Source organism: Enterococcus sp. AZ179, assembly GCF_050498885.1.
Classification (GTDB): domain Bacteria; phylum Bacillota; class Bacilli; order Lactobacillales; family Enterococcaceae; genus Enterococcus_D; species Enterococcus_D entomosocium.
Genome location: NZ_JBMHEO010000001.1, coordinates 1,151,073 through 1,174,607 on the forward strand (window position 1 = coordinate 1,151,073; position 23,535 = coordinate 1,174,607).

The 23,535-nt window shown below is 46.3% G+C and carries 23 protein-coding genes and 1 riboswitch; of the genes, 6 read left to right on the plus strand and 17 right to left on the minus strand.

Features of this window, described 5'->3' with window-relative positions:
* Window positions 1–133: 133 nt before the first annotated feature.
* On the minus strand, window positions 134–1,120 hold the full coding sequence (locus IGI88_RS05560) for a tRNA dihydrouridine synthase (protein WP_429960260.1): 987 nt from the start codon (window positions 1,118–1,120) through the stop codon (window positions 134–136).
* 146 nt (window positions 1,121–1,266) lie between these two features.
* Window positions 1,267–1,827, minus strand: coding sequence for a TIGR00730 family Rossman fold protein (locus IGI88_RS05565; RefSeq protein WP_429960261.1), 561 nt, complete (start codon window positions 1,825–1,827; stop codon window positions 1,267–1,269).
* Between the two features lie 86 nt (window positions 1,828–1,913).
* On the opposite strand from IGI88_RS05565, the gene IGI88_RS05570 reads away from it, so the two are divergent.
* Window positions 1,914–2,255: a MazG nucleotide pyrophosphohydrolase domain-containing protein gene (locus IGI88_RS05570; protein ID WP_034872892.1), complete on the plus strand. Its 342-nt coding sequence runs from the start codon at window positions 1,914–1,916 to the stop codon at window positions 2,253–2,255.
* A gap of 149 nt (window positions 2,256–2,404) precedes the next feature.
* On the opposite strand, the gene IGI88_RS05575 is transcribed toward IGI88_RS05570, so the two are convergent.
* From IGI88_RS05575 to IGI88_RS05615, 9 genes are all read right to left on the minus strand, one after another.
* On the minus strand, window positions 2,405–3,418 hold the full coding sequence (locus IGI88_RS05575; protein WP_016612009.1) for an ABC transporter substrate-binding protein: 1,014 nt from the start codon (window positions 3,416–3,418) through the stop codon (window positions 2,405–2,407).
* Complete coding sequence (locus tag IGI88_RS05580) at window positions 3,411–4,193, minus strand: ABC transporter ATP-binding protein (RefSeq protein ID WP_429960262.1); 783 nt, start codon at window positions 4,191–4,193, stop codon at window positions 3,411–3,413. The genes IGI88_RS05575 and IGI88_RS05580 overlap by 8 nt, the downstream gene beginning before the upstream one ends.
* A gap of 4 nt (window positions 4,194–4,197) precedes the next feature.
* Window positions 4,198–5,271, minus strand: coding sequence for a FecCD family ABC transporter permease (locus IGI88_RS05585; RefSeq protein ID WP_005233272.1), 1,074 nt, complete (start codon window positions 5,269–5,271; stop codon window positions 4,198–4,200).
* Window positions 5,272–5,740: 469 nt separating this feature from the next.
* The gene (gene ribH / locus IGI88_RS05590) at window positions 5,741–6,214 is read right to left on the minus strand and encodes a 6,7-dimethyl-8-ribityllumazine synthase (protein ID WP_005233264.1); all 474 of its coding nucleotides are present in this window, start codon (window positions 6,212–6,214) and stop codon (window positions 5,741–5,743) included.
* A 21-nt stretch (window positions 6,215–6,235) separates the two neighbouring features.
* On the minus strand, window positions 6,236–7,447 hold the full coding sequence (gene ribB / locus IGI88_RS05595; protein ID WP_142437233.1) for a 3,4-dihydroxy-2-butanone-4-phosphate synthase: 1,212 nt from the start codon (window positions 7,445–7,447) through the stop codon (window positions 6,236–6,238).
* On the minus strand, window positions 7,425–8,012 hold the full coding sequence (locus tag IGI88_RS05600; RefSeq protein WP_142967693.1) for a riboflavin synthase: 588 nt from the start codon (window positions 8,010–8,012) through the stop codon (window positions 7,425–7,427). Before IGI88_RS05600 ends, ribB begins: the two co-directional genes overlap by 23 nt.
* On the minus strand, window positions 7,997–9,073 hold the full coding sequence (gene ribD, locus IGI88_RS05605) for a bifunctional diaminohydroxyphosphoribosylaminopyrimidine deaminase/5-amino-6-(5-phosphoribosylamino)uracil reductase RibD (RefSeq protein ID WP_142437235.1): 1,077 nt from the start codon (window positions 9,071–9,073) through the stop codon (window positions 7,997–7,999). The genes IGI88_RS05600 and ribD overlap by 16 nt, the downstream gene beginning before the upstream one ends.
* Window positions 9,074–9,185: 112 nt before the next feature.
* A riboswitch (FMN riboswitch) is annotated at window positions 9,186–9,324 on the minus strand.
* Between the two features lie 194 nt (window positions 9,325–9,518).
* Window positions 9,519–12,167, minus strand: a complete 2,649-nt coding sequence (locus IGI88_RS05610; RefSeq protein WP_429960263.1) for an HAD-IC family P-type ATPase — start codon at window positions 12,165–12,167, stop codon at window positions 9,519–9,521.
* Window positions 12,168–12,507: 340 nt separating this feature from the next.
* Complete coding sequence (locus tag IGI88_RS05615; protein ID WP_142437237.1) at window positions 12,508–13,143, minus strand: NAD(P)H-binding protein; 636 nt, start codon at window positions 13,141–13,143, stop codon at window positions 12,508–12,510.
* Between the two features lie 599 nt (window positions 13,144–13,742).
* On the opposite strand from IGI88_RS05615, the gene IGI88_RS05620 reads away from it, so the two are divergent.
* The 3 genes from IGI88_RS05620 (at window position 13,743) to IGI88_RS05630 (ending at window position 16,817) form a co-directional block, all read left to right on the plus strand.
* Window positions 13,743–14,744, plus strand: a complete 1,002-nt coding sequence (locus IGI88_RS05620) for a bile acid:sodium symporter family protein (protein WP_008380241.1) — start codon at window positions 13,743–13,745, stop codon at window positions 14,742–14,744.
* On the plus strand, window positions 14,680–15,780 hold the full coding sequence (locus tag IGI88_RS05625; RefSeq protein WP_142437238.1) for an iron-containing alcohol dehydrogenase family protein: 1,101 nt from the start codon (window positions 14,680–14,682) through the stop codon (window positions 15,778–15,780). Before IGI88_RS05620 ends, IGI88_RS05625 begins: the two co-directional genes overlap by 65 nt.
* 287 nt (window positions 15,781–16,067) lie before the next feature.
* Window positions 16,068–16,817, plus strand: a complete 750-nt coding sequence (locus tag IGI88_RS05630) for a SagB/ThcOx family dehydrogenase (RefSeq protein WP_142437239.1) — start codon at window positions 16,068–16,070, stop codon at window positions 16,815–16,817.
* A 141-nt stretch (window positions 16,818–16,958) separates the two neighbouring features.
* Here IGI88_RS05630 and IGI88_RS05635 read toward each other — a convergent pair whose 3' ends face one another.
* Window positions 16,959–17,396 (minus strand): MerR family transcriptional regulator, encoded by a 438-nt coding sequence (locus IGI88_RS05635; protein ID WP_005233239.1) that lies wholly within the window; start codon window positions 17,394–17,396, stop codon window positions 16,959–16,961.
* Between the two features lie 165 nt (window positions 17,397–17,561).
* On the opposite strand from IGI88_RS05635, the gene IGI88_RS05640 reads away from it, so the two are divergent.
* Together IGI88_RS05640 and IGI88_RS05645 are read left to right on the plus strand one after the other, a co-directional pair.
* The gene (locus IGI88_RS05640; RefSeq protein WP_142437240.1) at window positions 17,562–18,302 is read left to right on the plus strand and encodes an SDR family oxidoreductase; all 741 of its coding nucleotides are present in this window, start codon (window positions 17,562–17,564) and stop codon (window positions 18,300–18,302) included.
* A 363-nt stretch (window positions 18,303–18,665) separates the two neighbouring features.
* Entirely contained in the window at window positions 18,666–18,872 is a 207-nt protein-coding gene (locus tag IGI88_RS05645) for a hypothetical protein (RefSeq protein ID WP_005233234.1), read from the plus strand.
* A gap of 70 nt (window positions 18,873–18,942) precedes the next feature.
* Here the strand turns inward: IGI88_RS05645 and IGI88_RS05650 are convergent, their stop codons facing one another.
* The 5 genes from IGI88_RS05650 to IGI88_RS05670 form a co-directional block, all read right to left on the minus strand.
* Window positions 18,943–20,259, minus strand: a complete 1,317-nt coding sequence (locus tag IGI88_RS05650) for an MATE family efflux transporter (protein ID WP_005233233.1) — start codon at window positions 20,257–20,259, stop codon at window positions 18,943–18,945.
* A 331-nt stretch (window positions 20,260–20,590) separates the two neighbouring features.
* Entirely contained in the window at window positions 20,591–20,851 is a 261-nt protein-coding gene (locus IGI88_RS05655; RefSeq protein ID WP_005230585.1) for a metal-sensitive transcriptional regulator, read from the minus strand.
* On the minus strand, window positions 20,848–21,147 hold the full coding sequence (locus tag IGI88_RS05660; RefSeq protein ID WP_005233232.1) for a rhodanese-like domain-containing protein: 300 nt from the start codon (window positions 21,145–21,147) through the stop codon (window positions 20,848–20,850). Before IGI88_RS05660 ends, IGI88_RS05655 begins: the two co-directional genes overlap by 4 nt.
* Complete coding sequence (locus IGI88_RS05665; RefSeq protein WP_252708860.1) at window positions 21,140–22,798, minus strand: FAD-dependent oxidoreductase; 1,659 nt, start codon at window positions 22,796–22,798, stop codon at window positions 21,140–21,142. Before IGI88_RS05665 ends, IGI88_RS05660 begins: the two co-directional genes overlap by 8 nt.
* 2 nt (window positions 22,799–22,800) lie before the next feature.
* The gene (locus IGI88_RS05670; RefSeq protein WP_104010357.1) at window positions 22,801–23,115 is read right to left on the minus strand and encodes a rhodanese-like domain-containing protein; all 315 of its coding nucleotides are present in this window, start codon (window positions 23,113–23,115) and stop codon (window positions 22,801–22,803) included.
* Between the last annotated feature and the right edge of the window lie 420 nt (window positions 23,116–23,535).

Genomic DNA, 23,535 nt, shown 5'->3' on the forward strand with positions numbered 1-23,535 from the left:
CGCCTCTTCACTATTTAGATAGGTACCTAGTTAAAAGTCCGTTCTCCATTTTACATAGGTACCTATCTATTGTCAAGAAAGGATTGACATTGAGAGCGGATGCAGCAACCAAAAACGAAAAAAGCATTGAAACTTACGCTTCAATACTTTCCTCGTGGTTCTTTTTCTCCGCAAACTCTGCCAGCAGTTGCCGAACTTCATCCGTTGATTTGGTATTCATCAATTTTGCTCGCAAATCACTGGCACCAGGGAAGCCTTTGACATAGATTTTAAAGAAACGATGCAATCCTGCGATCGAGCGTGGCACCATTTTGGCGTAATGATCCTGCAAGTCTAATTGCAGCTGTAGCAAGCCTAATAGCTCTTCTGAGGTATGCTCTTTCGGTTCTTTTTCAAAGGCATAGGGATTCTTGAAAATGCCCCGACCGATCATGATTCCGTCCACGCCATATTTTTCTGCTAGCTCTAAACCTTTGGTACGATCAGGGATATCGCCGTTGATCGTCAGCTTCGTTTGTGGGGCGATTCGGTCCCGCAAGGCAACCACTTCAGGAATCAATTCCCAATGGGCATCGACCTTGCTCATTTCTTTGCGGGTTCGCAAATGGATCGAAAGGTTGGCGATATCTTGTTGCAGGACATGGATCAGCCAGGCTTCCATTTCCCCTAGTTCGGTATAGCCCAAACGCGTCTTGACACTGACCGGCAGACCGCCAGCTTTGGCTGCTTGGATCAGCTCAGCCGCAACGTCCGGTCGCAAGATCAAGCCGCTGCCTTTGCCTCGTCCGGCAACGTTTGGCACTGGACAGCCCATATTTAAGTCAATCCCTTTAAAGCCCATCTCGGCTAATCCGATACTCATTTCACGGAAATACTCTGGCTTGTCTCCCCAAATGTGGGCTACCATCGGTTGCTCATCTTCGGTGAAGACTAAACGTCCCCGCACACTGTCGCGTCCTTCTGGATGACAGTAACTATCGGAGTTGGTAAATTCCGTAAAGAAAACATCTGGTGCGCCGGCAGCTTGAACGACATGCCGAAAAACGACATCGGTGACATCTTCCATTGGTGCTAGAATAAAAAAAGGCTTCGGCAATTCAGCCCAAAAATTTGTTGTCATGATTTACGCTCCATTTCTTTGTCCAAGGATCTTATTTTATGACCCCACTTGCAAAACAAACCCCATTATACTAAGAATGCGTCAAAGAAGCAAAAGAGCAAGACGACACCCGCCGGTGCTTCGCCTTGCTCTTTTGCAACAGATGCTTAATACTGCCGAATAACTGGCGGTTCGTAGGCTTGAATAAAGGCTTCAAGTTCACTCGTTGTTTGCGCAAAGCCGATTTTTTCGCGATCGGCCTGCGTCAAGAACTCATTTTCCACCATGTTGTCATATAAGGCTCTCGTTGCGTGGTAAAAGTTGTTCACATCATAAAAAGCACAAGGATTCGGGTTTTGACCGATTCTTGACCACGAGATCATCTCCGTGATTTCTTCCAGCGTACCCGGACCGCCTGGCAGTGCGACAAACGCCTGCGACAATTCGAACATTTTCCGTTTTCTTTCTGACATCGTCTCGACGACATGGAGTTCGGTCAACCCAGGATGTGCTAGTTCCCGATCTTTTAAAAAGGTTGGGATCACCCCGATCACCTGACCGCCATTTTCTAAGACAGCATCTGCCAATACGCCCATCAAGCCTGCTTTTCCTCCGCCATAAACCAGCGTATTTTTTCGTGAAGCGATCCACTGCCCCAATTCTTGGGCGGCTGTTGCAAAACTAGGTTCATTACCGACACTGGCACCACAATAGACTGCAATTTTCATAAAACTCTCCATCATCCTTCTCAATCATTTTGAAATAGTATATCATGATTCTGATAAAGGTTCTGGGAAAGGATGGAAAAAAATTTATGAACATTGAGGAGTATCAACGATTTATCAGTGACTTCTACAAAGCCCGCAACTGGTATCAATATGATCCGTTTATTCGGGCGAATTTTTTAGCAGAAGAAGTCGGGGAAGTGAGCCGTGCCATTCGGACATTGGAGATTGGCCGTGACCGTCCCGATGAACAAGAAGGCTTGCCGGAAGAAAAACTGGCAAATCTGACGGAAGAATTGGGCGATGTACTGGATAACTTATTTATTCTCGCCGATAAATACGATATTTCTCTGGAAACAATCATGCAAAAACACAAAGAAAAGCTTTTGTCTCGCTATCAAATGAACCAAGAGACAGAAAAAAACAGCTAACGGGCTACTTGTTGCGTAACGGGCAGCGGCAAAGTTTGCTTTTCTTAAATACAAAAAACCAACGTTTCTGTGGTCGATCGGCCAGTGAAACGTTGGTTTTCTTCTATTATATAAAAAGTTGGTTCTCCTTTTTATGCAATAGGAGGTGTTTATTGTGCCATTTGCTCTACCAGTTCTTCCAATCCAGTCAAGGCTTGGTAGCCGTAGCCAAAGAGATAATTGTAGTCCATGCTGTAGACTTGTTTGTTTTTGATGGCTTTCATGCTAGAGAGTTTGTCGTTTTTGTATAAGCCTTCAATGATTTCTTGACCGGAAACACTGCCTTCGATCGTTGCCCAGTCGCCGACGATCAAGACATCGGGATCCGTTTCGATCAAAGTTTCGACACTGACTTCCCCTGAATAGTCTTGAAACACATTGTTCAGTTTGATCATATCAAAGTTGCTATTGAAAAAAGACTCATCTTGAGCGGCATAGACACTGACAACACTAGGATCAGACATAAAGAGATGGGCAAAGGTTTGCTCTTCTTTGTCTGCTACTTTTTCTTCCAAAGCACTCTGGCGATCCTTTAATTCTTTTTCAAAAGCAGCGGCTGCCTCGGGGACATTGAAGAGCTTGCCAAGGTTTTCAATGTCTTGATAAACGGAATCAAATGTTGCTCCAGTGACAGAGGTTTCTTGGACATAAGTCGGAATGCCCATCTCGTTCAAGGAATCAACGGTGCCGACGCCCCAATCTTGGTTATCGAAAAGTCCCCCGCGACCAAAAATCAAATCTGGATCCACACTTAGCGCCGTTTCTTTACTGATATAGTCACTGCCCAGGTCGTTTAGTTCTGCATAATCAGCAGCAACTTCCTCATCAGCGGCACCAAAGGTTGCACCGACACCCGCAATCTGATCCTTGAGGCCGAGATGCAGCAGCAATTCCGCTGCTGGTCGTGTGTTGGCTACGACTTTTTTCGGTGCCTCATTAAAGGTTTGGTCCTTGGCAGTCCACTGCGTACCGCCTTCTGCTTTGGTGTAGTTGCTGATGGTTAAGGGATACGTACTTTCTGCCTGTGAGGAAGAAGCCGAAGTTCCTTCATCCTTCGTATTGCCGCAAGCGCTTAATGTAAAGACTGCCAATCCTACCCCAATCATTTTTCCCCATTTATTCATCTGTTTGCTCCTTTTCAAAATAATAATGAAACCCTAATCCGCCTGTGATCGGATGATGGTAAATACTGCATTTCACGCCATAGATTTCTTCGATCAGTTCTTCTGTCAGCAGCGTTTCTGGCTCGCCATACCCTACGACCCGACCATCTTTTAAGGCATAGATGATGTCGCAATAGTTAGCTGCTTGTTCCAAATTGTGCAGCGCCGCCAACAAGCCAATCTTCAGATGCTTGACGGTTTCTAAGATTTCCAGCTGGTAACGGATATCCAAATGATTGGTCGGCTCATCGAGAATCATAAATTTCGGTTCTTGGGTGATGGCACGAGCAAGGACGACCCGCTGTTTTTCGCCACCTGATAATGAGAGGTAACTGCGTTTTCTGTAGGCACTTAGCCCTGTTTTGGCTAAGGCTTCGGTGACCAGCTCATGATCGGCTTTGGTGTCTTGTTCCAATAAACCCTTGTGGGGCGTGCGGCCTAAAAGCACCATCTGTTCTACTGTTAAATCAAAGCTCACCTCATTGAACTGACTGACGACGCTGACTTGCTGGGCGACTTTTTTTTCGGAACTTTTCAAAATATTCATCTCACCCAAATAAATGTCGCCGCTGTCAGGTTTCAACGTTTTGTAGATAGCTTTTAACAATGTAGATTTGCCGCTGCCGTTGGACCCAATCAAGCCGACAAATTGCCCCTGTGCGGTTTGGACGGAGATGTCTTTTAGTATCTGCTGATCCCCGATCGTTAGATTGAGCTTTTCAACTGCTAATTTCATTCCGTCACCCCCCAAAGTTGTATTGCCGTTTGACAATGATATAGATAAAGATCGGTGCGCCAATCAGCGCTGTAATGATCCCGATCGGCAGTTCGACTCCTTGCAGGGTCGAGCGGGCGATCACATCCGCCCAAATCAAAAACAACGCGCCTGTCAAAGCGGTCAAAGGCATCAACAGGCGATGATCCGACCCGCTGACTCCACGTACGATATGAGGAATGATCAAGCCGACAAAGCCGATCATACCAGAATTCGCAACGATGATACTGGTTAATAGCGCCGCTAACAGCATGTAAAAACGACGATAGAAGGTCAGCTTGACCCCTAAGGTAGAAGCAACTTCATCCCCCAGCAAAAGCGTATTCAAAACACGGTATTGCGTCAGAAAGAACAGCGTGATCAAAGAAACCAGAACCACGATAAAGCCTAATTTGTTCCAAGAAGCCGAGGCTAAGCTGCCCATCGACCAAAACGCTACGGTCTTCATCCCTTCTGCATTGCTAGCCAGATAGATGATCAAGTTTGAAACAGAGCTACATAAGGCACTGACGATCGTCCCCGACAGCACAAGTTTTGTGGAAGTCATTTTCCCACCGATACTGGCAAGCAGCAGCACCAAAATAGTCGCAATCCCCGCTCCTGCAAAGGCGCCAAACGATAAGCCCAGCTGCAAGACTAGCGCCGAGCCGCCAAAACCGACTAAGATGGCAAAGGTCGCCCCTAAGGATGCGCCGGAAGAGATCCCTAGGATATATGGATCTGCCAGCGGATTTTGGACCACTGCCTGCATCACTGCCCCGCTGATCGCTAACCCCATCCCCACAAAAATAGAAAGCAAGACCCGCGGTGCCCGAACAAACCAGACGATATTGATGTTTGCGTCTGAAATGCCTGAAAGATCACCAACCAATCCATGGCTGATTTTATAGAAGAGAATTTGGTAAACTTCGCCAAGGGTGATATTGGCTTGTCCGTTTGCCAAAGCAACTCCTGCAGATAAGAGAATGGCGACAACTAAAACACAGCAAATGATTGTCGACACCATCCAACGATTTGATTTAATCAACCCTACCGACATGTGATTCTCCTTTATTCAGCACGAACTCCTCTGATTTCACAGCAAAAACAACCTTGACCGTTGCCTCGCCGCCATCATAAAAGAAGCATCTGTGCGTTTTTTCGCTTATAAAAGTGCTTCTCATGAAAAGCGCCAAAGCCATGTGCTACTTTGACATCTATTTGCAAATGAGAATCACTCTCAATGAATAGAGTCATTATAAGGAACCTTTTGTGAAATGTAAATAATTTTCTGAAAATTTCCTTAAATAAGAGTTATTCTAATGTTCGTGATTGATTGGGCATTTTCCTTTCCATTGACCTATCGAAAACACGGTACCCGTGAAGAAGCAAATTCTTCGGCAAAATAATCCAGTTTTTTTAATGATGAAAAAAGACAGACTTCATTTCGTACGAAGTCTGTCTCCAGTCTGAAGCCTATGCTTAGGCAGGCTTTTTCTTGCTAGCTTCCCTTTGTTAGCACGTGAAACCTATGCGTTGCCAAGGATTTGCTGATTCAACGAAATCATCTCCAAAAGACCTTGAGCGGCTTCACTGCCTTTATTGCCGGCTTTGGTTCCCGCTCGTTCAACGGCTTGTTCAATCGTTTCAGTCGTCAACACACCAAACATGATCGGAATGTCGGCATTCAGACCAATTTGGGCTACGCCTTTCGCCACTTCATTTGAGATCAATTCATAGTGGGTCGTTGCTCCGCGAATCAAGGCACCTAATGTCACGATCCCATCGTATTGTTTGTGGTCAACGATTTTTTTGGTAATATACGGAATCTCATAAGCACCTGGAACCCAATACACATCGATGTTTTCTGCTTTGACTCCATGACGCACCAAATTGTCTTTGGCGCCTTCCACTAACTTGGAAGTGATAAACTCGTTGAATCGTGAGACCACGATCCCTACTTTGACTGCCTCTCCCTGAAACGTTCCTTCAAATACTGTCATCGCTCATTCTCCTTTGGTTGATTAAATAGATAGGTAATGGTGAAACTTTTCTTTCTTCGTTTTCAAGTAGCTGCTGTTTTCTTTATGCGCGGGCATCTCCAGCGGAACCCGTTCTGCGACCTTGATCCCTAAGCTTTCTAATTCCTTCACTTTGTCAGGGTTATTGGTCATCAGTTGAATCTCCTGCACTTCTAAGGAACGTAAAACATCGGCAGCAAACGTGTAGTGACGAGCATCTGCTGCAAAACCCAATGCAATATTTGCTTCATACGTATCCAATCCTTGTTCCTGCAGCTGGTAGGCACGGAGCTTGTTCCGCAAGCCAATACCGCGGCCTTCTTGGCGTAGATACAAAATCGCACCACGGCCTTTTGCTTCGATCTGCCGCATAGCTTCTTGCAGCTGTTCGCCACAATCACAGCGATGAGAGCCGAAGACATCGCCTGTTAAACACTCTGAATGGATCCGTAGTAACAGCGGCTCGGTAGTATGTTGAATCTCGCCTTTGGCTAGTAAAAGGTGTTCATTGCCGAATTCATCTTCAAATAAGGTCAATTGGAACGCCCCATAAGCCGTTGGCAGATCCACCGTGATAGGTGCAGTTCCTCGTAGATATTCCGCCAACTCATCAATGGTCAAAAACGGCAGCTGCCATTTTTCTGCTAATTTTTTCAATTCTGGGACCCGAGCCATCGTGCCATCTTCATTTAAAATCTCACAAATGTAGGCTGCTTCCACGCTGCCAGCAAGCTTCGCTAAATCCACAGCCGCTTCTGTATGTCCTCTGCGTTCCAACACGCCGCCAGGTTGAGCGGTCAATGGGAAGATATGTCCAGGGCGATAAAAATCCGCAGCCTGTGACGCAGGATCAGCCAACTTTTCAATCGTCACTGCCCGGTCTTTCGCAGAAATTCCCGTACTCGTCATCACGTGATCGACACTGATGGTAAACGCGGTACCAAAGGCATCCGTATTATTGGCGGTCATCTCAGGCAATGCCAGCTTTTCAGCGATCGCTTGTGAGAGGGGTGCACAGATCAAGCCGCGGCCATAAGTCGCCATAAAATTGACGGCTTCTGGCGTTGCGTATTCAGCAATCCCAATCAAATCTCCTTCTGATTCCCGATTTTCATCATCGGCGACAATCACTAAGCCGCCTTTTTTTAACCATTCCACTGCTTGTTCTACTTTATGCATCGTCTGCCTTCTTTCATTTTTGTTGGTATTTGACATATTTCCCAATCATATCCGTCTCGATATTGACCCACTCCCCTTGTTTCAACTGCCCCAGCGTCGTCTGGTCTTTGGAATGGGGGATCAAGCTAACGGAAAAGGCCTGTGCCGTCGTCTGGGTGACCGTCAAACTGACGCCATTGATCGCAATCGACCCTTGCGGAATGATTTCCCCTTGCACACTGGTGGGGTAAGCAAATGTCAAGATCAAGGCATTTTCCAACTGCTTTTTCTGGATCAAACGGGTCGTTACATCAATGTGGCCTGCGACAAAGTGGCCTTCAAAACGCTGCGTCGCTGCCATCGCTCGCTCCAAATTGACTTCGGCACCCACCGAGAGTTGTTTAAAGGTCGTTCGTTGAAAGGTTTCCGGCATGATATCCACCGTAAACGTCATCGCTTGTTTGGCGATCGCCGTCAAACACGTCCCGTTGATCGCCATGCTGTCTCCGATCTGGTAATCCGCCAGCAAGCCTTCCGACGCACTGCAGGTTAGCTGGATCGTGCGGCTTTGCTTGCGGATCTCTTTGATGCGGCCTTTTTCCTGAATCAATCCTGTGAACATTCCTCTTGTCTCCTTCCTCGGATGCAAACATCTTCCCCAACTGCTGTCACCGTCACCTCTGTTAGCTGCTGCAGCTGTTTCGGGGTACGTTCACTGGTAAAACTTGCGAGACTATTGCCCCCAAGAAACTTTGGCGCCACATAGGTAATGCTTTCTTGCCACAGTCCGCTGGCTAAAAAGGCATCATGGATCGCAGCGCCTCCCTCCACGTAAAGCGATTGGACCTGTCGTGTGGCAAGCTCCTTCAACAATGCAGCGATCGTCAACTCTTCCAGCTGGATCACTGAGACATGCGCTGGCAAATCACTGACAGCTGCCTGCTGCGTAAAAATCCACACAGGTGCCGAATCGTCGGCAAACAGTGCCAATTGGGGTTGCGACAGCGTTCGTCCCCGACGGTCTACCACGATGCGAATCGGCGGAAAGCTGGTTTCAATCGTGGTCAATAAGGTGGGATCATCCGTCAACACCGTCTGACTGCCCACTAAGATTCCTTGATAGTCCCCACGTTCTTGATGGACCTTTTGCCAAACCGCTGAACCAGTGATCGCACTGCGGGTCTGCGCATCATGAGCGATCCGACCATCTAAAGTGATCGCTTGCTTCAATGCCACGTAAGGTCGCTGATGCTGATGGTAAAAATTATAGTGTGGATTCAAACGGCGCACTTCTGTTTCTTCGATACCCACCAACACGTCGATGCCCTGATTTTCTAAAAAGCGCATGCCTTGTCCAGCCACGATCGGGTTAGGGTCTAACTGGCCGACGACTACTTTTTTGATGCCGCTGTCGATGATCAGCTGGGTGCAAGGCGGCTGTTTTCCTTGATGGTTGCAAGGTTCTAACGTCACGTATAAAGTCGAATTGATTAGGTCTTCGGAGGAATGGCATTGTTCGATGGCGTTTCGTTCCGCATGGGGCTGCCCATAGACTAAGTGAGCCCCTTTGACAATGACCCGTTGCTCTTTGACGATCACAGCGCCCACTAGCGGATTGGTAAAGGTTTGGTAACGCCCTTTTTTGGCTTCTGCGATCGCCAAACGCATGTATTCGTTATGCATCTTCCTTCCTCCTTTCAATAAAAAAATGCCTCGTGAGAATCTCACGAGGCATAGACAAACAAGACCGGCAAAAAATCAATTTTAGACGCACTGCGCCCCTTGAAATTTTGTGGTTTTTCTTCTCCCATCCAGACTTTCACTGTCGGTGCCAGATTCACACTGGCTCCACCGCATAGCTATGCGGGTCACGGACTTCAAGCATTGTACTTGTCACCGTCGGTCGGGAATTACACCCTGCCCCGAAGAATACTATTCAATTCATGTGCATTTTAGCCCGACCATTTTTGTTTGTCAATAGGCCTGATTACAAGCCAATAGGAATTCCTCTTGGCTTTTTCTTTTAGCAATCCCAAAGCAGCGACAGCAGAAATCCCTTGTCGTTCCACCATTTCCCTAAGCTGCAGCAAGGCGATTTTGCCTGTAAAAAAACACGAGAAAACCTAGGTTAAATATTTTTTCTCGAACGAAGCCATTTATCGAACTCCGTCACGAGTAAGACGACCATCCCAGAAGCTGCTGAGATGACCCAGCCGATCAAGGACATGTCCTCCGTATGAAAGGCGCTTTGCATAAATGGAACATAGGTCAATAACAGTTGCAGAACCAGCATCACACCAATGATCAAGAACGCTTTTGGATTGGTGAAGGAAGCTTTAGAAAACGCTGGTGCACTGGTACGGATGTTGAACAAATAGAAAATCTTACTCAAGACCACGATATTGACCATCATGGTACTGGCAACGGCTTCGCTGACGCCTTGCAGCAAGAGCCAGTCATGGGCGATCAAACTGATGACTGCCATCAAAATCGATACATACGCCATCTGCCAAATATCGTGGCGATTCAACAATTTATTGCCTGTCTTTCGCGGTTTGCGGTTCATGATCCCAGACTCTGCTGGTTCAAAGATAAACGCAAACTGGATCGTAATAGCAGAAACCATGTTGATCCACAGCAGTTGTGTCGCCTGCAGCGGCAATTCTTTTTGCATCATGATCGTAAAGGCAATGATCAGCCCTTCGGCAAAAGATGTCGGCAACAGAAACAGAATGCTCTTTTTGATGTTGTCATAGATCCTGCGTCCTTCGCGAATCGCTAAGGACATGGTACCGAAATTGTCATCGGTCAAGATCATATCAGCAGAGTCTTTGGCTACATCCGTGCCGCTGATCCCCATCGCTACACCAATATCCGCCCGCTTCAACGCAGGGGCATCGTTGACCCCGTCCCCTGTCATCGCCGTGACTTTGCCTTTGGCTTGTAGCGCTCTGATAATGTCCAATTTATTTTTCGGCGTGGTTCGTGCAAAGACTTGATTCGTCAAGGCAGCATCTTGAAATTCAGCTTCACTCATCTGATCCAACTCGGCCCCAGTCACGACGTGAATCTCATCCGCTAAGCCAAGTTTTTCCCCAATCGCTTTGGCGGTCAGAGGGTGATCCCCAGTGATCATTTTCACTTGAACACCGGCTTGGTTCATTTCCTTCAGGGAGGCAATCACTTCTTCTCGCGGCGGATCGATGATCCCGGCGATCCCTAGTAATTGCAGCCCTTGCTCAAAAATCGTTTCATCAATGTGATCAATCGAAACTTTCTGATAGCCCACCGCTACCACTCGTTTGCCTTCTGCCGACAAGCGGCGGACATGGCCTGTCCAATAGGCTTCATCAAAAGGTGCCGCTTGTTTTTGCACCATTTCAAACAATTTATCTGGGGAGCCTTTAACAAATAACAAGCGTTCCCCCGCAGGGTTTGCCACTAGTTTCGCCATGTAGCGGTTGTCCGAATCAAAGGGCAGCATATCCAGTTCTTGGTAAGCGGGTGCTTGCGGATAGGTAAATTGCTTATGATACAGCGTCAAAAAGGAGCCGTCTGTTGGTTCCCCATTGATCGTCCAGTGATTTCCTTCTGGGACCAGTACCGTATCGTTGGCTTCGTAGCCAGCTTCCAAAAACAACTGCAAGATGTCTTGCGTGCGAACGTCCTCCTGCTTTGGACGAATCACGCCCACCGGCGCATAGCCGTCACCCGTCACTTCATATTCCTGCTCAGCCAATACGATGTCTTTGACCGTCATTTCATTTTTGGTCAGGGTACCGGTCTTATCCGTCGCGATCACATCCACTGAGCCTAGCGTTTCAACCGCCGGCAGTGTTTTGATGATGGTGTGCTTGTTTTTTGCCATGTCGCTGACACCCATCGCCAAAACCACCGATGTCGTTGCTGGCAATCCTTCTGGGATCGAGCCGACGATCATGGTGACGACGGCTAAGGACAAGACAGAGATCGCGTAGGTTTGCTGGAACAAACTGACGATAAACAGCAAGACCGCCACGCCCATGATCACATAGGTGATGCCTTTCCCCAGCCCATCGATTTCTTTCATCAACGGCGTTTTTCGTTCTTCCGTTTGATTGACTTCTGTGGAGATTTTCCCGATCTCAGTCGTGGCGCCGGTAGCGATCACGATCCCTTTCCCGCTTCCTGACGTCACGGAAGTCGAAGCAAACGCCAAATTCCGTTGTTCCGCTAATGGAGTTGCTTCATCCATTAAGGCATCTGTTATTTTTTCCACCGAATCGGCTTCACCAGTCAAGGCGGATTCTTGGATACGCAAGTTGTCGGCTTCGATGATCCGCAGATCTGCGGGCACATTGTCACCAGCTTCTAGGAATACGACATCCCCTGGAACGACTTCGGCAGCTGGAATATCTTGCCGAATCCCATTCCGATAGACCGTGGCTTCTGCTGATAGCATCTCTTTGATTCGTTCTAACGCATCGGAAGCATTGGCTTCTTGGTAATAACCGATCAACGCATTGACCAGTACGACGATGCCAATGATCACGGCATCAGAGAAATGCCCCATCAGCAGCGTTAAGATGGCGGAGAAAATCAAAATGTAGATGATCGTGTTATGGAATTGCCGCAGCAGCAACCGCCACTTGGCGGTTTTTTTGACCGCTAATTGATTCAATCCGTAGGTTTCTAACCGCTCGGTTACTTGTGCCTCAGTCAATCCTTGATCGATAGAGGGCACCTGATACTGTTCGATTGTTTCTGACATTGATAATTGAAACTCTTTTTTATTCATTTATTCTTCTTCCTTTTCTTTTTCATTGATGGATAACACAAATAAGCCCCTTATTTAGAAACTGCTCCTAAATAACGCGCTGTTGTTGGTCTCCTATTCAATTAAAAAGTAAGGTAAGTCAAAATAGTGTTTCTGCTCACCGTCACTCGAGTCGCTTGACATTCGTTTACCACCCCCTCTAAAGTTAGCAATAAGCGTAACAAACTATTTTTTCAAAGTCAAGAGTCATCGCTTTCAAAAATGAAAAGTGACTGGCTTCTTCACAAAAAAAGCCGCACGACAACGATTTATTGCCGTGCAGCTTCCTTCAGTACATTCTCTTCAAGCCCAAAGGCACGCCTTAAAGCTGATCCAGTGCCTCGCTGATCGGTGTTTCTCCTGCTTGGACTTTGATGACTTTTTGATAAGTTGCTGGACGCTCCAGCATTTCACCCAACAAGACGGCGACATCCTCGATCGGGATCGCACCAGAGGTCGTTTCACTGATCTCAATCAAACTAGATCCTGGAGTTTCTTTCAACGCACCCGGCTGCAAAATCGTATAGTCTAGTGCGGTATTGTCGATCAGCCAGCGATCAGAGAAAAATTTGGCGATCGTGTAATCCATCAATGACGCCATGCCTTCCCTTTGCCACTGTTCAGGTTCTAAGGCATAGGCTGAGCTAAGGTGGATGTAGCGTTTAATTCCTTTTGATTCGGCGGCTTGCATCACTTTGACCGCACCATACAGATCGGATTGCAGCAAGTCTTTGCCTCGGGAACCCGCCACGAAGTATACCGCTTCCGCATCTTCGAATTTCGCCGCCATCTCTTCCGGTTCCGTGTGTAAATCAAAGAACACGGGCTTGATCGTCTCCGTTTCTGTGATTTTCTCACTGCTGCGCGCACCAGCATAAACGATGTGTCCTTGTTTTTCTAGAAAGTCGATCAATTTTTGACCTACTCGTCCAGTAGCACCAACGACAAAAATTTTCATTTTCTTTGCTCCTCTCGATTCTTTTTCCAACTCTTGCTAGTATCATCGTAGGACAAAAACCAAGATCCAACAACTATTCTGTTCCTAAACGAAAGGGAAAAAGGCACAGCACAAACCAATTCTTGCTATTTTTCCCCATAGAAACCCATGTTTTTTAAAAAACACCCAAAAAAATGAAAAAAATTTTCTCAAACGATTGACAAAGCCTTGACTCTTTTGTAGACTAGGTAGAAATAATTTAAATATTTAGAAAATTCCAAATAAAGAAAAGGACGGTGGCGTATATGACCCGCACCAATGTTAGCAAACGAATTATTTTATTATTATAGCCGGGACTGTTTGATTTTATACATTCAAAGAGTCCCTATTCACATTGCATCCAAAAAGAAGATCAGCTTCTTGAGATGGAGTGTTTTTTTATACCCATTTTCAAGGAAGCGGTCTTTTGCAAACTGACACATTGATGTCAGATAGATCCGAAACGCTCGTTGAACAACTGCTGCCGATTCCCCACGGTTATGCACTGCACTTATTCTAAAGACCCCTTCTGTTTGAACACTTGATTGGTCATGCAGAAAAAGGAAGGATGATTTTTTCTTATGAAAACCGTCAACACGATCGCTGCTTTTGTAAACAAGTATTTGATCTATATCATGATTTTATTGATGATCGTCTCTTATTTTTTCCCGCAACCCTTCTTATGGATTCCGCCTCGTACAACGATTCTTTTGAGCATCATCATGTTTTGTATGGGGATGACTTTAAACGTTGCTGCTTTTAAAATGGTCGTCTTACAGCCTAAAGCATTCATCTTAGGAGTGCTTTTCCAGTTCACCATCAGTCCTTTGGTGGCTTACGGCTTAGCGCAGCTGTTTGGTCTTTCTTCCGGTTTGATCATCGGGTTTGTCCTACTAGGTTGCGTTTCTGGTGGAACCGCCAGCAATGTCATGACCTTTATCGGCAAAGGCGATGTCGCCCTCACCGTTTCTATGACCACGGTATCGACCTTGTTAGCGACCGTCGTTACACCCTTTTTGGTTTACGTCTTGGCTGGACAGTATACCGAGATCTCCTTCTGGGAAATGCTCTTGTCTGTTTTGCAGATGGTGCTTTTGCCGATCATTTTAGGGGTGATCGTTCACAAACTCATTGCCAAGCACATCGAGCGATTTCTGCAATCATTTGTATTGATTTCTTCCGTTAGTATCTTATTGATCGTTGCCGGAACTGTCGCTCGCAACGGTGCCGTGATCGTCCAATCTGGCTTGATCGTAATTTTCTTAGTCTTGCTCCATAACTTGATCGGCTACGGCGCAGGCTATGGTCTGAGCCGTGTGATGGGCGTCAGTGCCACCCAAGCCAAATCCATCATGTTTCAATTAGGAATGAAAAATACCGGCCTAGCGATCTCGTTAGCCAATGCCCACTTTGCCGCCATTGCTGCAGCCGTTACCCCTGCCGCAGTCGGCATGGTGATCCATCAAATTACCGGACCAATTTTAGCCAATCTCGTGGCCAAGAAAGAAGGAAAACAGTATGAGTCAAAGTATCTTTTTGCCAAACTACACAATCGGGGCGGACGCCTACGAAAAAGTAAATGACATCGTAAAACCATACGGCACCAATGCCGTGATCATCGGCGGAAAAACCGCCCTTGAAAAAGCCGAAGACAAGATCAAAGCCGGTTTAACGTCAGAAGTCAAAGTGACGGATACCTTGTGGTACGGCGGCAACTCGACCTATGAAAACGTCGATCAGCTGTTAGCCAATCCAAGCGTCCAAGCCGCCGATGTTCTATTCGCCGTTGGCGGCGGCCGCGTTTGCGATACCGTCAAAGTGGTTGGAGAAAAAGCAGGCAAACCAGTCTTCACCTTCCCAACGATCGGCTCCAACTGCTCACCAGTCACCGCGGTCTGTGTCATCTATAAAGAAAACGGCGAGATGCAAGGGCTGTTTTTCCCTTCGCAGCCGCCAACCCATGCCTTTATCGACAGTGAAATAATCGCCCAAGCCCCCGACAAGTACTTATGGGCAGGAATCGGCGATGCCCTCTCCAAAGAGATCGAGTCGACGTTTTCAGCGCGGGGCGATCAGTTAGATTACACCGATGGGTTAGGCATCCAAATCGGCAAAATGTGCACGGAACGCTTATTGCAATACGGCACACAAGCCTTGAAAGACAGTGCCGCCAATCAGCCGTCTTATGCCATTGAGCAAGTCGTCTTGGATATCATCGTGACCACCGGCTTAGTTTCCGTCTTAGTCATCAATGATTACAACTCCGCCCTTGCTCATTCCTTTTACTACGGAACGACCGTTTTGGAAAAAATGGAAGACTATTTGCATGGCGCTTCCGTTAGTTACGGCGTTTTGGCCTTGTTGCAGCTAGATCAGCAAGAAGCCCTCTTCCAGCGCATCTACGCCTTTATGAAGGAAAACAAATTACCGGTTTGCTTAGCTGATATGGGCCTTAACGACACCAGCGACCTTGAGGCAATCTTAGACAAAGCAATGACCACCAATGACATCGTCCACGTGCCTTATGAGATCACGCGAGAAATGTTCAAACAAGCAATCTTAGACGTAGAAGCCTATCATGCCAAACAAAACCAAGCAGCATTGGCAGCTGCGAATTAAATGAACCCCTCCAGCAACGAATTGCTGGAGGGGTTTTGTATGGCATTTTTCCTCTTGCGTTTGATTGCAATCGGTTTGGATTTTATAAAAATATTCTTAGCAAGTTAATACGATACTACTCATTATCTAGGTCTTTAGAAAATATTAAAAAGCACAATCAGCCTATGATACGACTGAGAGACTGCTTACCTCCCTAATTATCTACTTGTGAATAAAAGCGCATGGAAAAGCAATCCTTGTTATACTTATAAATAACACGAAGTCCATAGTAAAAAGGAGGAATCCTCATGACCCGTTACCAACGATTTCGCTTTGCTCGTTTAGGCGCTATTTTGGTGTTGGGCTTACTCCTCACTGGCTGCAGTGCGGATACGGCACCGATTGAAGAACAACCGACTACCGACACGGTCACTCCTTTTGAACCAGCGGTTTCCTATGAAACTTTTCCATTGCCGCAACCGATCTTAGACGGGGAAACCAGCGTGGCAGAAGCTCTCTTCAATCGGCGCTCGCAACGGGATTTTCAAGACACTGAGCTAACACAAGAACAGCTGGCACAGCTTTTATGGGCCGCTGCCGGTGTCACTACAGAAGATGGTCGCCGGACAGCGCCTTCGGCTGGTGCCTTGTATCCCTTAGACCTCTATGTCGTGGTTACACAGGTAACGGGGCTTGAGCCAGGGCTTTATCTGTATCAACCTGAGCAACATGCCTTAGCAAAAGTTCTTGCCGGCGATTTTCGGACCGCATTGGCGGAAGGTTCGTTGGACCAGCAAGCGATCCAACGGGCACCTGCCACATTGCTTTATACAGTGGTTTATGAACGACTGATCGAGCGCTATGGGGACCGAGGAATCGAACGCTATGCCTATATCGAAGTCGGTCATTCCGCCCAAAACGTCCTTTTGCAGGCCCAAGCGTTAGGCTTAGGTGCTGTGCCGATCGGCGCCTTCACGGATCATGAACTCAAAGAATTATTACAACTGCCGACGGAAAATGAACCCCGCTATTTGATTCCAGTGGGGGTTATTGAGTAGCGCTACTGAATAACAGAGCCCATTTTCGTAGGATTGTCAGTCTTTCATTAGAAAACGGCAACTGGCAAGGTTGATTTTCCCAGCAAAACCAGTAGAATCGAAAAATCACCTGCAAAAACAGCAGGTGGTTTTTCGATGGACTTACAGTTTGTATGCTCGGACTTCTTCTGGTATTTCTTCTAGCGGTAGCTCTTTTACTACCGCTTCGGTACCTGCTGCCATCGCTGTATCGTAGTACCAGCATTTGTATTTGATCGTATTCATCGTTTCTTGCAAGGCTGCCATTTGCTTGGTGACTTCTTCCAAACGTTCATGAAACAGCTGCTGCCGTTTCTGCAAAGACGCATCGCCTTCTTCGCCCCAATCCAAGAAATTCTTGATGTCTTTGATGGGCATGCCGGTATTCTTCAAACAATCGATCACTCTGATCGTCGCCACTTCTTTTTCTGAAAACACCCGAATGCCGCCATTGCTACGGGCCATATTGGGAAACATTCCTTCTCGATCATAGTAACGTAGTGTCGAGATAGGAATGTTAGTCGTTTTTGATACTTCACCAATCGAGTAACTCACTTGCATCGCTCCTAAAAAAAATTTTGTTTATCGCTTGACCTAAACCTAACTTCAGGTTCTACAATAAAAATACACCGCAAGCACTGTACTGTCAATCACCCGTCATCTCGCAGGTTTGGGTTTGGCAGCAGCAGGATTCGATGAAAAAATCATTCACTGGAGGAAAGACAAATGACAGAAATCAAAGAAAAAGTTATCGTAATTATGGGAGCCTCTTCAGGAATTGGGGAAGCAACCGCCGTTAAGCTAGCCGAACAAGGGGCAAAAGTAGTAATCGCCGCCCGCCGCGAAGAGCGCATTAAAGCCCTGGCTGAAAAACTAGGAGAAAATGTTTTGTATCAAACAGCCGATGTCACGAATCGCGAACAAGTCCAACAAGTCATTGATTTAGCCATGACCTCCTTTGGTCGGATTGATGTCCTTTTCAATAATGCTGGCATCATGCCTCAAGGAAACTTGGCAGAGTTGAACTATGACAGCTGGCAAAAAATGCTGGATATCAATATCATGGGGGTATTGAACGGGATCGGCGCTGTGCTGCCCATCATGCAAAAACAACAAGATGGCTTGATCATCGCCACTGACTCAGTTGCTGGACATGTCATTTACCCGGGATCTGCCGTGTACAACGGGACAAAGTTTGCGGTTCGTGCAATCATGGAAGGCTTGCGCCAAGAAGAACGTGAACATGGCATTCGCTCCACCATCGTCTCTCCGGGAATGGTCTCCACGGAATTGTTTGAAACCGTCGGTAATGCTCAACTAGAAGCAGCCTTGAAAGAAACCTCTCGCGTAGAAGGCAACAGCCTAACGCCAGAAGATGTAGCAAATGCAGTGGTTTATGCCATTCAACAGCCCAAACATGTGGCGATCAGCGAAGTCTTGCTGCGCCCAGCAAAACAAACCATTTAAGCTATTTCTACTAGCCCGTGAAACCTGCTATCCGCCTGAGGCGATCGCAGGTTTTTTTGTCGTCAAATACCGCCGTTCTCCTAGGAAAAATTACTTGTTTTTCTTGTAACACCCGCTTGTCCGAGTAATGTAAACCAATCGTTGCTTTATGTAAACGACTAGGTTCTGTTGCTACGGGGGAAATTTTTTTATACTTAGTGCAAAGCTTCCGTATAAAACGACCAATCAGAAACGAACCTACCGTATTTCTCTTATTTATGAATAGCCGAGCATGATTGATATCCCGCCTTCACCGTTGACTTGCAAGTATTATTAGCTGTCCTCTTTTAGTACTTGCTTTTTATAAAAGAATGGAGTGAGTGTATGAATGTGAAACAGCTGCTCGTCATTGCCGAGCAACGAAAAAACATCACGAATCAGAAATTGACCTATGCAGAAAACTTCTTGGCGGCCGGCTACTCTGCTGCCGAATTGCTGGCAGACGAAACCTTTCTCGAATTAGAGCGAAGGGAAACCCAACTGATTGCAGAACGCAATGCTATCTTTTACGAAGAAGTCAGCCACAATTAATCTCACCTGTCCAATTGTAGGCGACGAAAAAGCGAAGGATCAGCAGCACCTTCGCTTTTTTCTATCCCCCTCAAAGGCGTCCTTTGCCCTGAGGATAACGCTGCTTGATCGTCCAATAAAACAGCCCTGCAAAGAAACTGCCGAGAATCAGGAAATTCAAGCCGTATAGACAGTAGAGGAAGAAAAAGTTCAGCTGCCCACTGCTCCAAAAGCCCGTGATTCCCATTAAAACCAGACTGTTGACGCATCCTGTCAACAGACAAACCATGCGACTGCACTCCAAACTTTGTAATAAGTATTTTGTGATTTCATATAACGGACTGACGAGCATTATCCCCAGCATGATTGGCAAAATAGCTGGCAACAAGTCTAAAACAGCGACATCTGTAGTAAACAACTGGAAAAAAGCAGAACGAAAGCCCCAGATCAGACTGGCGATTCCAACATAAGCCACGAAAGAAGAAGCGAAGGCACTTTTTCCCACTGCTAAAATCTTCTGACGATTTTTCTGACCATTCGCCTCACTCGCAAAGACGGTCACTGCGTTGCCATACATCAAAGCAGGCAACCGTGCGATCATCAATCCTTGGCTGCCGATCGCATAGGCGGCCAGCGTACTAACACCCAACCGTGAGACGAAAGCTTCAAAAGCAATAATAAAGACTAAGCCTTCAAAGCATTCCTGAATCATTAAGGGGATCGATTTTTTCAATAAAAAGGCGCGTTTTCGTGGTCTTTGTTTTAGCCCTCTTGCTAGACTTTCTCTTAAAAGAACCCCATAAATCCCCAGCAAGCACAAAGTCGCAAGCATATTTGCGATGCCACTGCCTAAGACCCCCATGGCGGGAAAACCGAGATTGCCGTTGATCAATAAATAGCTAAGCAACACCTGTATCAACGCACTAATGATCGAAACACCGAGGATGTAGTTCGTTTTCTTTTCAATTTTTAAAAGGCTAGTAAAAACAAACGTGACTAACGTAAGTAAAATATAGGGGGACATGATTGCAAGATACAACGTCGCAGTTCCTAGCAGCTCCCCGCTAAATCCGTAGACAACCTGTAAAATGTCTCGTCCAAAAAGCAGGAAAATCAGCAAAAAGCTCACACCGATCGCGACTACTAAAAAAAGAACCGACGACAGATAATCATTTAACTGCGTCTCTTCTCTTTGCCCGACTGCCTTTGCGCCATAAATATTAAAAGCAAGCCCAATCGCACCTATAATACCCGCAAAAGCATAGAGAAACCCGTCGATCAGTGCGATCGCCGCCAGCGCTTCCGTGGATCTTCTTGAAATAATCGCTAAGGAAACTTGTGCAATAATGATTTGAAACAAATTGGAAGCAATCAAAGGCAATGTAAAAGACTGTATTTTTTTGTTCAAGAAGCTCTCCTCTCTCCTTCGTCATAACTGCGCAACACCCACTCGCTTATTGTGATTTTAGTCACAAGAAAAGCGATCGTTGGTCGCTATAAATACTCAACGACCCATCGGGCGTTTTGACGTTTCTCCCTCCATTTAACCATACAGCCTTCTCGGTGTATATTCCTTCATAATAAAAAAACAAAACATACCGACAATCTCCGCTTGTTTCCTCTATTGGTGCCGACAAGCAATCACTGATGAAGAATAAAAAGGTTCAGAAGAACATGCTGCTCTTCTGAACCTTTTCCATGGGATGATAAAAAACGCGACAAACCTTTCAAAAATCCCGCTATTTCTTCACGATCAGCTGAACGGCTTGATCGATTTTCTGCTTTTGGGTTTCCGTGTCGCTGTCTGGATTTTCCAAACAATTTTTCAAATTCTCAGCGACAATGATCCCCATAATACGGTTGACGCTGGAACTGACGGCGGACAATTGCGTGATGACATCGACGCATTCTTTCTCGTCTTCGATCATTTTTTGAATCCCCCGCAACTGGCCTTCGGTTCGTTTTAACCGATTCAAAATATCTTTGTTGCATGCGGTCATCGTTTGATTTCTCCTCTCCATGCTGACATGCCGCCGAGGACATTGGTCACTTGAAACCCTTGCTGGCTCAAAAACTCAGACGCCATTTGCGAACGAGTCCCTGAGTGACAGATGACATAGTAATTTTTATCCTTCTCTAAGTCGCTGATCTGTTCCGTCAGCTCGCTCAACGGTAGGTTTTGTGCTGTTTTGATGTGTCCTTGTGCAAACTCATCAACTTCTCTGACATCAAGGATCTCAAGCGCCTCACGTTTTTCTTTTTGGGTAAATTCCTCCATAGATATGGCTTTAATCATGAATAATCATCTCCGGCTTAATAGTATTATACAACGAAAAGGCACCATCGAGGTTTTGACAATTGATGCCCGCTTGTTTTAAGATGCGTTCGGCAATGTAGCTTCTCAATCCGCTATGACACGTAACAACATACGAAACACTTGGATCCAATTCAGACAACCGATCTCTCAATTCATCTAACGGAATGTGGAGCGCCTCTTGAAAACGCCCATTATTGGCTAATTCCATCTCTGAACGAACATCCAACAACTGCTTACCGTTTTCTAAGGCCTCCGTCAATTCGTGCCATTGGATATTCTCACTGATTCCTTCTGCCAGATTGATCGCTGCATAGCCAATCATATTCACTGGATCTTTCGCTGAGCCAAAAGGCGGCGCGTAGGTGAATTCCAGTTCAGGCAAGTCAAAGATCGTTAAGCCGCCTTTGATCGCTGTTGCCAAAATATCGATCCGTTTATCGACCCCTTTGGCACCGATGCCCTGCGCACCATAGATGTTTCCAGTGTCAGCATCAAAAATCAATTTCAAATAAATATCCGTCGCATCAGGATAATACCCAGCATGGTCTTTGCCTGAAAGATGAACCACCTGAGGATTTAGCCCCGCCAGTTTGGCACTGCGCTCACTCAACCCAGTGGACGCTGCGGCAAGATCGAATACGCGCACGATCGCCGTCCCAATACTGCCTTTGTTTTTGCGAGTCAGTCCTCCCAATACATCAGCCACTTGCCGACCTTGGCGATTGGCTGGTGACGCCAAGGAGATCAGCGTGTCTTCGTTAGTGATTTGTTGTCTCACAACGATGGCATCTCCCACCGCGTAAATGTCTTTCTTGCTGGTTTGGTATTGCTCATCTACCAGGATACCCCCCCGGTGTCCTAATTGGATACCGGCACGTTTTGCCAAATCCGTTTCTGGTTGGACACCCACCGAAAGAATCGTGATATCTGAAGCCAGAACCGTTCCATCCTCCAGAACGATTTCTTGCCCTGCTTTTTCAAAAGCGGTCGCTGACTGCGAGGTCAAAACATTGACCCCTTGCTTGATCAATTCATTTTTGACATACGCCGCCATTTCTTCATCCAAAGGTGGCAATACGTGGGGTGCTTTTTCCACGATCGTTACTTGTAGGCCTTTTTTATGTAAATTTTCAGCGACTTCTAACCCAATAAACCCAGCGCCAATGATCGTCGCTTTTTGAGGCTTTTTGTCTTCAAGATGTGTCATGATTTGGTCTAAGTCAGGAACATTGCGCAGAGAAAAGGCGTTGGTTGCTTCTTCTAGCCCTTTGATCGCTGGTACTAGCGGTTTTGCCCCCGGTGATAAAATCAACGCATCATAAGATTCCGTGAAGACCTGTTCGCCATGTTTGACCGTGACCGTTTTCTCCTCCGGATCGATCGCCAGCACTTCATGAAGAGGCCGCACATCTAGGTTAAACCGTTTTTTTAATGCCTCAGGTGTTTGGACCAATAAGGCGTCTCGCTCTTCGATCTCACCAGAAATGGCATACGGCAGTCCACAATTCGCAAAAGAGACAAAAGGACCTTTTTCAAAAATAATGATCTCCGCTACTTCTTTAAGCCGACGTAAGCGCGTTGCTGCAGACATTCCTCCTGCTACCCCACCGACAATAACTATTTTTTCCATCATTACTTTCCTCCTTTGGTTGTTCCCCGCCATTGATTCATGCCACCGCGAACATTGACCACATCAAACCCCTTTTTATTTAGGATTTTGGCTGCTTGTTTGCTTCGCATCCCTGATTGGCAAATGACTGCCAGTTTCTTGTCACCTTTTTTAGTGAAGCCCGCAATCTTGTTTAACGGTACATTTTTGGCGTAGGCAATGTGCCCGCTACGGTACTCCGCCGGCGTGCGAACATCCAGAATCGTCCATTCTTTGGCTCCTTCTTTTTGTAAATCTGCTGTTGACATACTTGGTATGCGTTTAAATAATGAAAACATTTCTTGCTCCTTTCTTATACCCCTCGGGGTATATTAAACAAGATGTTTCCCTATTTGTCAACTAAGTGATTTTCTTTAAGAAAAGAAACTTGCTGTTGCGTTGCTCCCCACTCGATAAACTGTCATGTATCGAACATGTACCAATCAAGCAAGAGAAAAAACGAGCCACATATTTCCTTCCCCTTAGCCTCAGTGCTATAATAAACAAAATGATATGCAGTAAAAATAACATGCTTCAAGGTCACTTTGTCACAGACGTTTTTCACGACCTCAGAATGAAAACGATGCTCCTCTCAAAAAAATAGCAGATAAAAAGCGACGCAAGCACCACTTTCCCTTGATTTATCAAGAAGCAAGTCCTGCTTTCTTGGAAACAACGCGGGTTTCGACTATGCTTAAGTCACATCAGCGAAAGGAAAA

Bases quoted from the DNA above. Each gene is read 5' to 3' on its own strand.
- IGI88_RS05575 (WP_016612009.1), bottom strand. From the start codon at position 3,418: ATGAATAAATGGGGAAAAATGATTGGGGTAGGATTGGCAGTCTTTACA.
- IGI88_RS05635 (WP_005233239.1), bottom strand. From the start codon at position 17,396: ATGCAAGTGAGTTACTCGATTGGTGAAGTATCAAAAACGACTAACATT.
- IGI88_RS05640 (WP_142437240.1), top strand. From the start codon at position 17,562: ATGACAGAAATCAAAGAAAAAGTTATCGTAATTATGGGAGCCTCTTCA.
- IGI88_RS05645 (WP_005233234.1), top strand. From the start codon at position 18,666: ATGAATGTGAAACAGCTGCTCGTCATTGCCGAGCAACGAAAAAACATC.
- IGI88_RS05600 (WP_142967693.1), bottom strand. From the start codon at position 8,012: ATGTTCACAGGATTGATTCAGGAAAAAGGCCGCATCAAAGAGATCCGC.
- IGI88_RS05585 (WP_005233272.1), bottom strand. From the start codon at position 5,271: ATGTCGGTAGGGTTGATTAAATCAAATCGTTGGATGGTGTCGACAATC.
- IGI88_RS05660 (WP_005233232.1), bottom strand. From the start codon at position 21,147: ATGATTAAAGCCATATCTATGGAGGAATTTACCCAAAAAGAAAAACGT.
- IGI88_RS05610 (WP_429960263.1), bottom strand. From the start codon at position 12,167: ATGAATAAAAAAGAGTTTCAATTATCAATGTCAGAAACAATCGAACAG.
- IGI88_RS05630 (WP_142437239.1), top strand. From the start codon at position 16,068: ATGACCCGTTACCAACGATTTCGCTTTGCTCGTTTAGGCGCTATTTTG.
- IGI88_RS05665 (WP_252708860.1), bottom strand. From the start codon at position 22,798: ATGGAAAAAATAGTTATTGTCGGTGGGGTAGCAGGAGGAATGTCTGCA.
- ribD (WP_142437235.1), bottom strand. From the start codon at position 9,073: ATGCATAACGAATACATGCGTTTGGCGATCGCAGAAGCCAAAAAAGGG.
- IGI88_RS05615 (WP_142437237.1), bottom strand. From the start codon at position 13,143: ATGAAAATTTTTGTCGTTGGTGCTACTGGACGAGTAGGTCAAAAATTG.
- IGI88_RS05670 (WP_104010357.1), bottom strand. From the start codon at position 23,115: ATGTTTTCATTATTTAAACGCATACCAAGTATGTCAACAGCAGATTTA.
- IGI88_RS05570 (WP_034872892.1), top strand. From the start codon at position 1,914: ATGAACATTGAGGAGTATCAACGATTTATCAGTGACTTCTACAAAGCC.
- IGI88_RS05625 (WP_142437238.1), top strand. From the start codon at position 14,680: ATGAGTCAAAGTATCTTTTTGCCAAACTACACAATCGGGGCGGACGCC.
- ribB (WP_142437233.1), bottom strand. From the start codon at position 7,447: ATGTCAAATACCAACAAAAATGAAAGAAGGCAGACGATGCATAAAGTA.
- IGI88_RS05620 (WP_008380241.1), top strand. From the start codon at position 13,743: ATGAAAACCGTCAACACGATCGCTGCTTTTGTAAACAAGTATTTGATC.
- ribH (WP_005233264.1), bottom strand. From the start codon at position 6,214: ATGACAGTATTTGAAGGAACGTTTCAGGGAGAGGCAGTCAAAGTAGGG.
- IGI88_RS05560 (WP_429960260.1), bottom strand. From the start codon at position 1,120: ATGACAACAAATTTTTGGGCTGAATTGCCGAAGCCTTTTTTTATTCTA.
- IGI88_RS05580 (WP_429960262.1), bottom strand. From the start codon at position 4,193: ATGAAATTAGCAGTTGAAAAGCTCAATCTAACGATCGGGGATCAGCAG.
- IGI88_RS05655 (WP_005230585.1), bottom strand. From the start codon at position 20,851: ATGACCGCATGCAACAAAGATATTTTGAATCGGTTAAAACGAACCGAA.
- IGI88_RS05565 (WP_429960261.1), bottom strand. From the start codon at position 1,827: ATGAAAATTGCAGTCTATTGTGGTGCCAGTGTCGGTAATGAACCTAGT.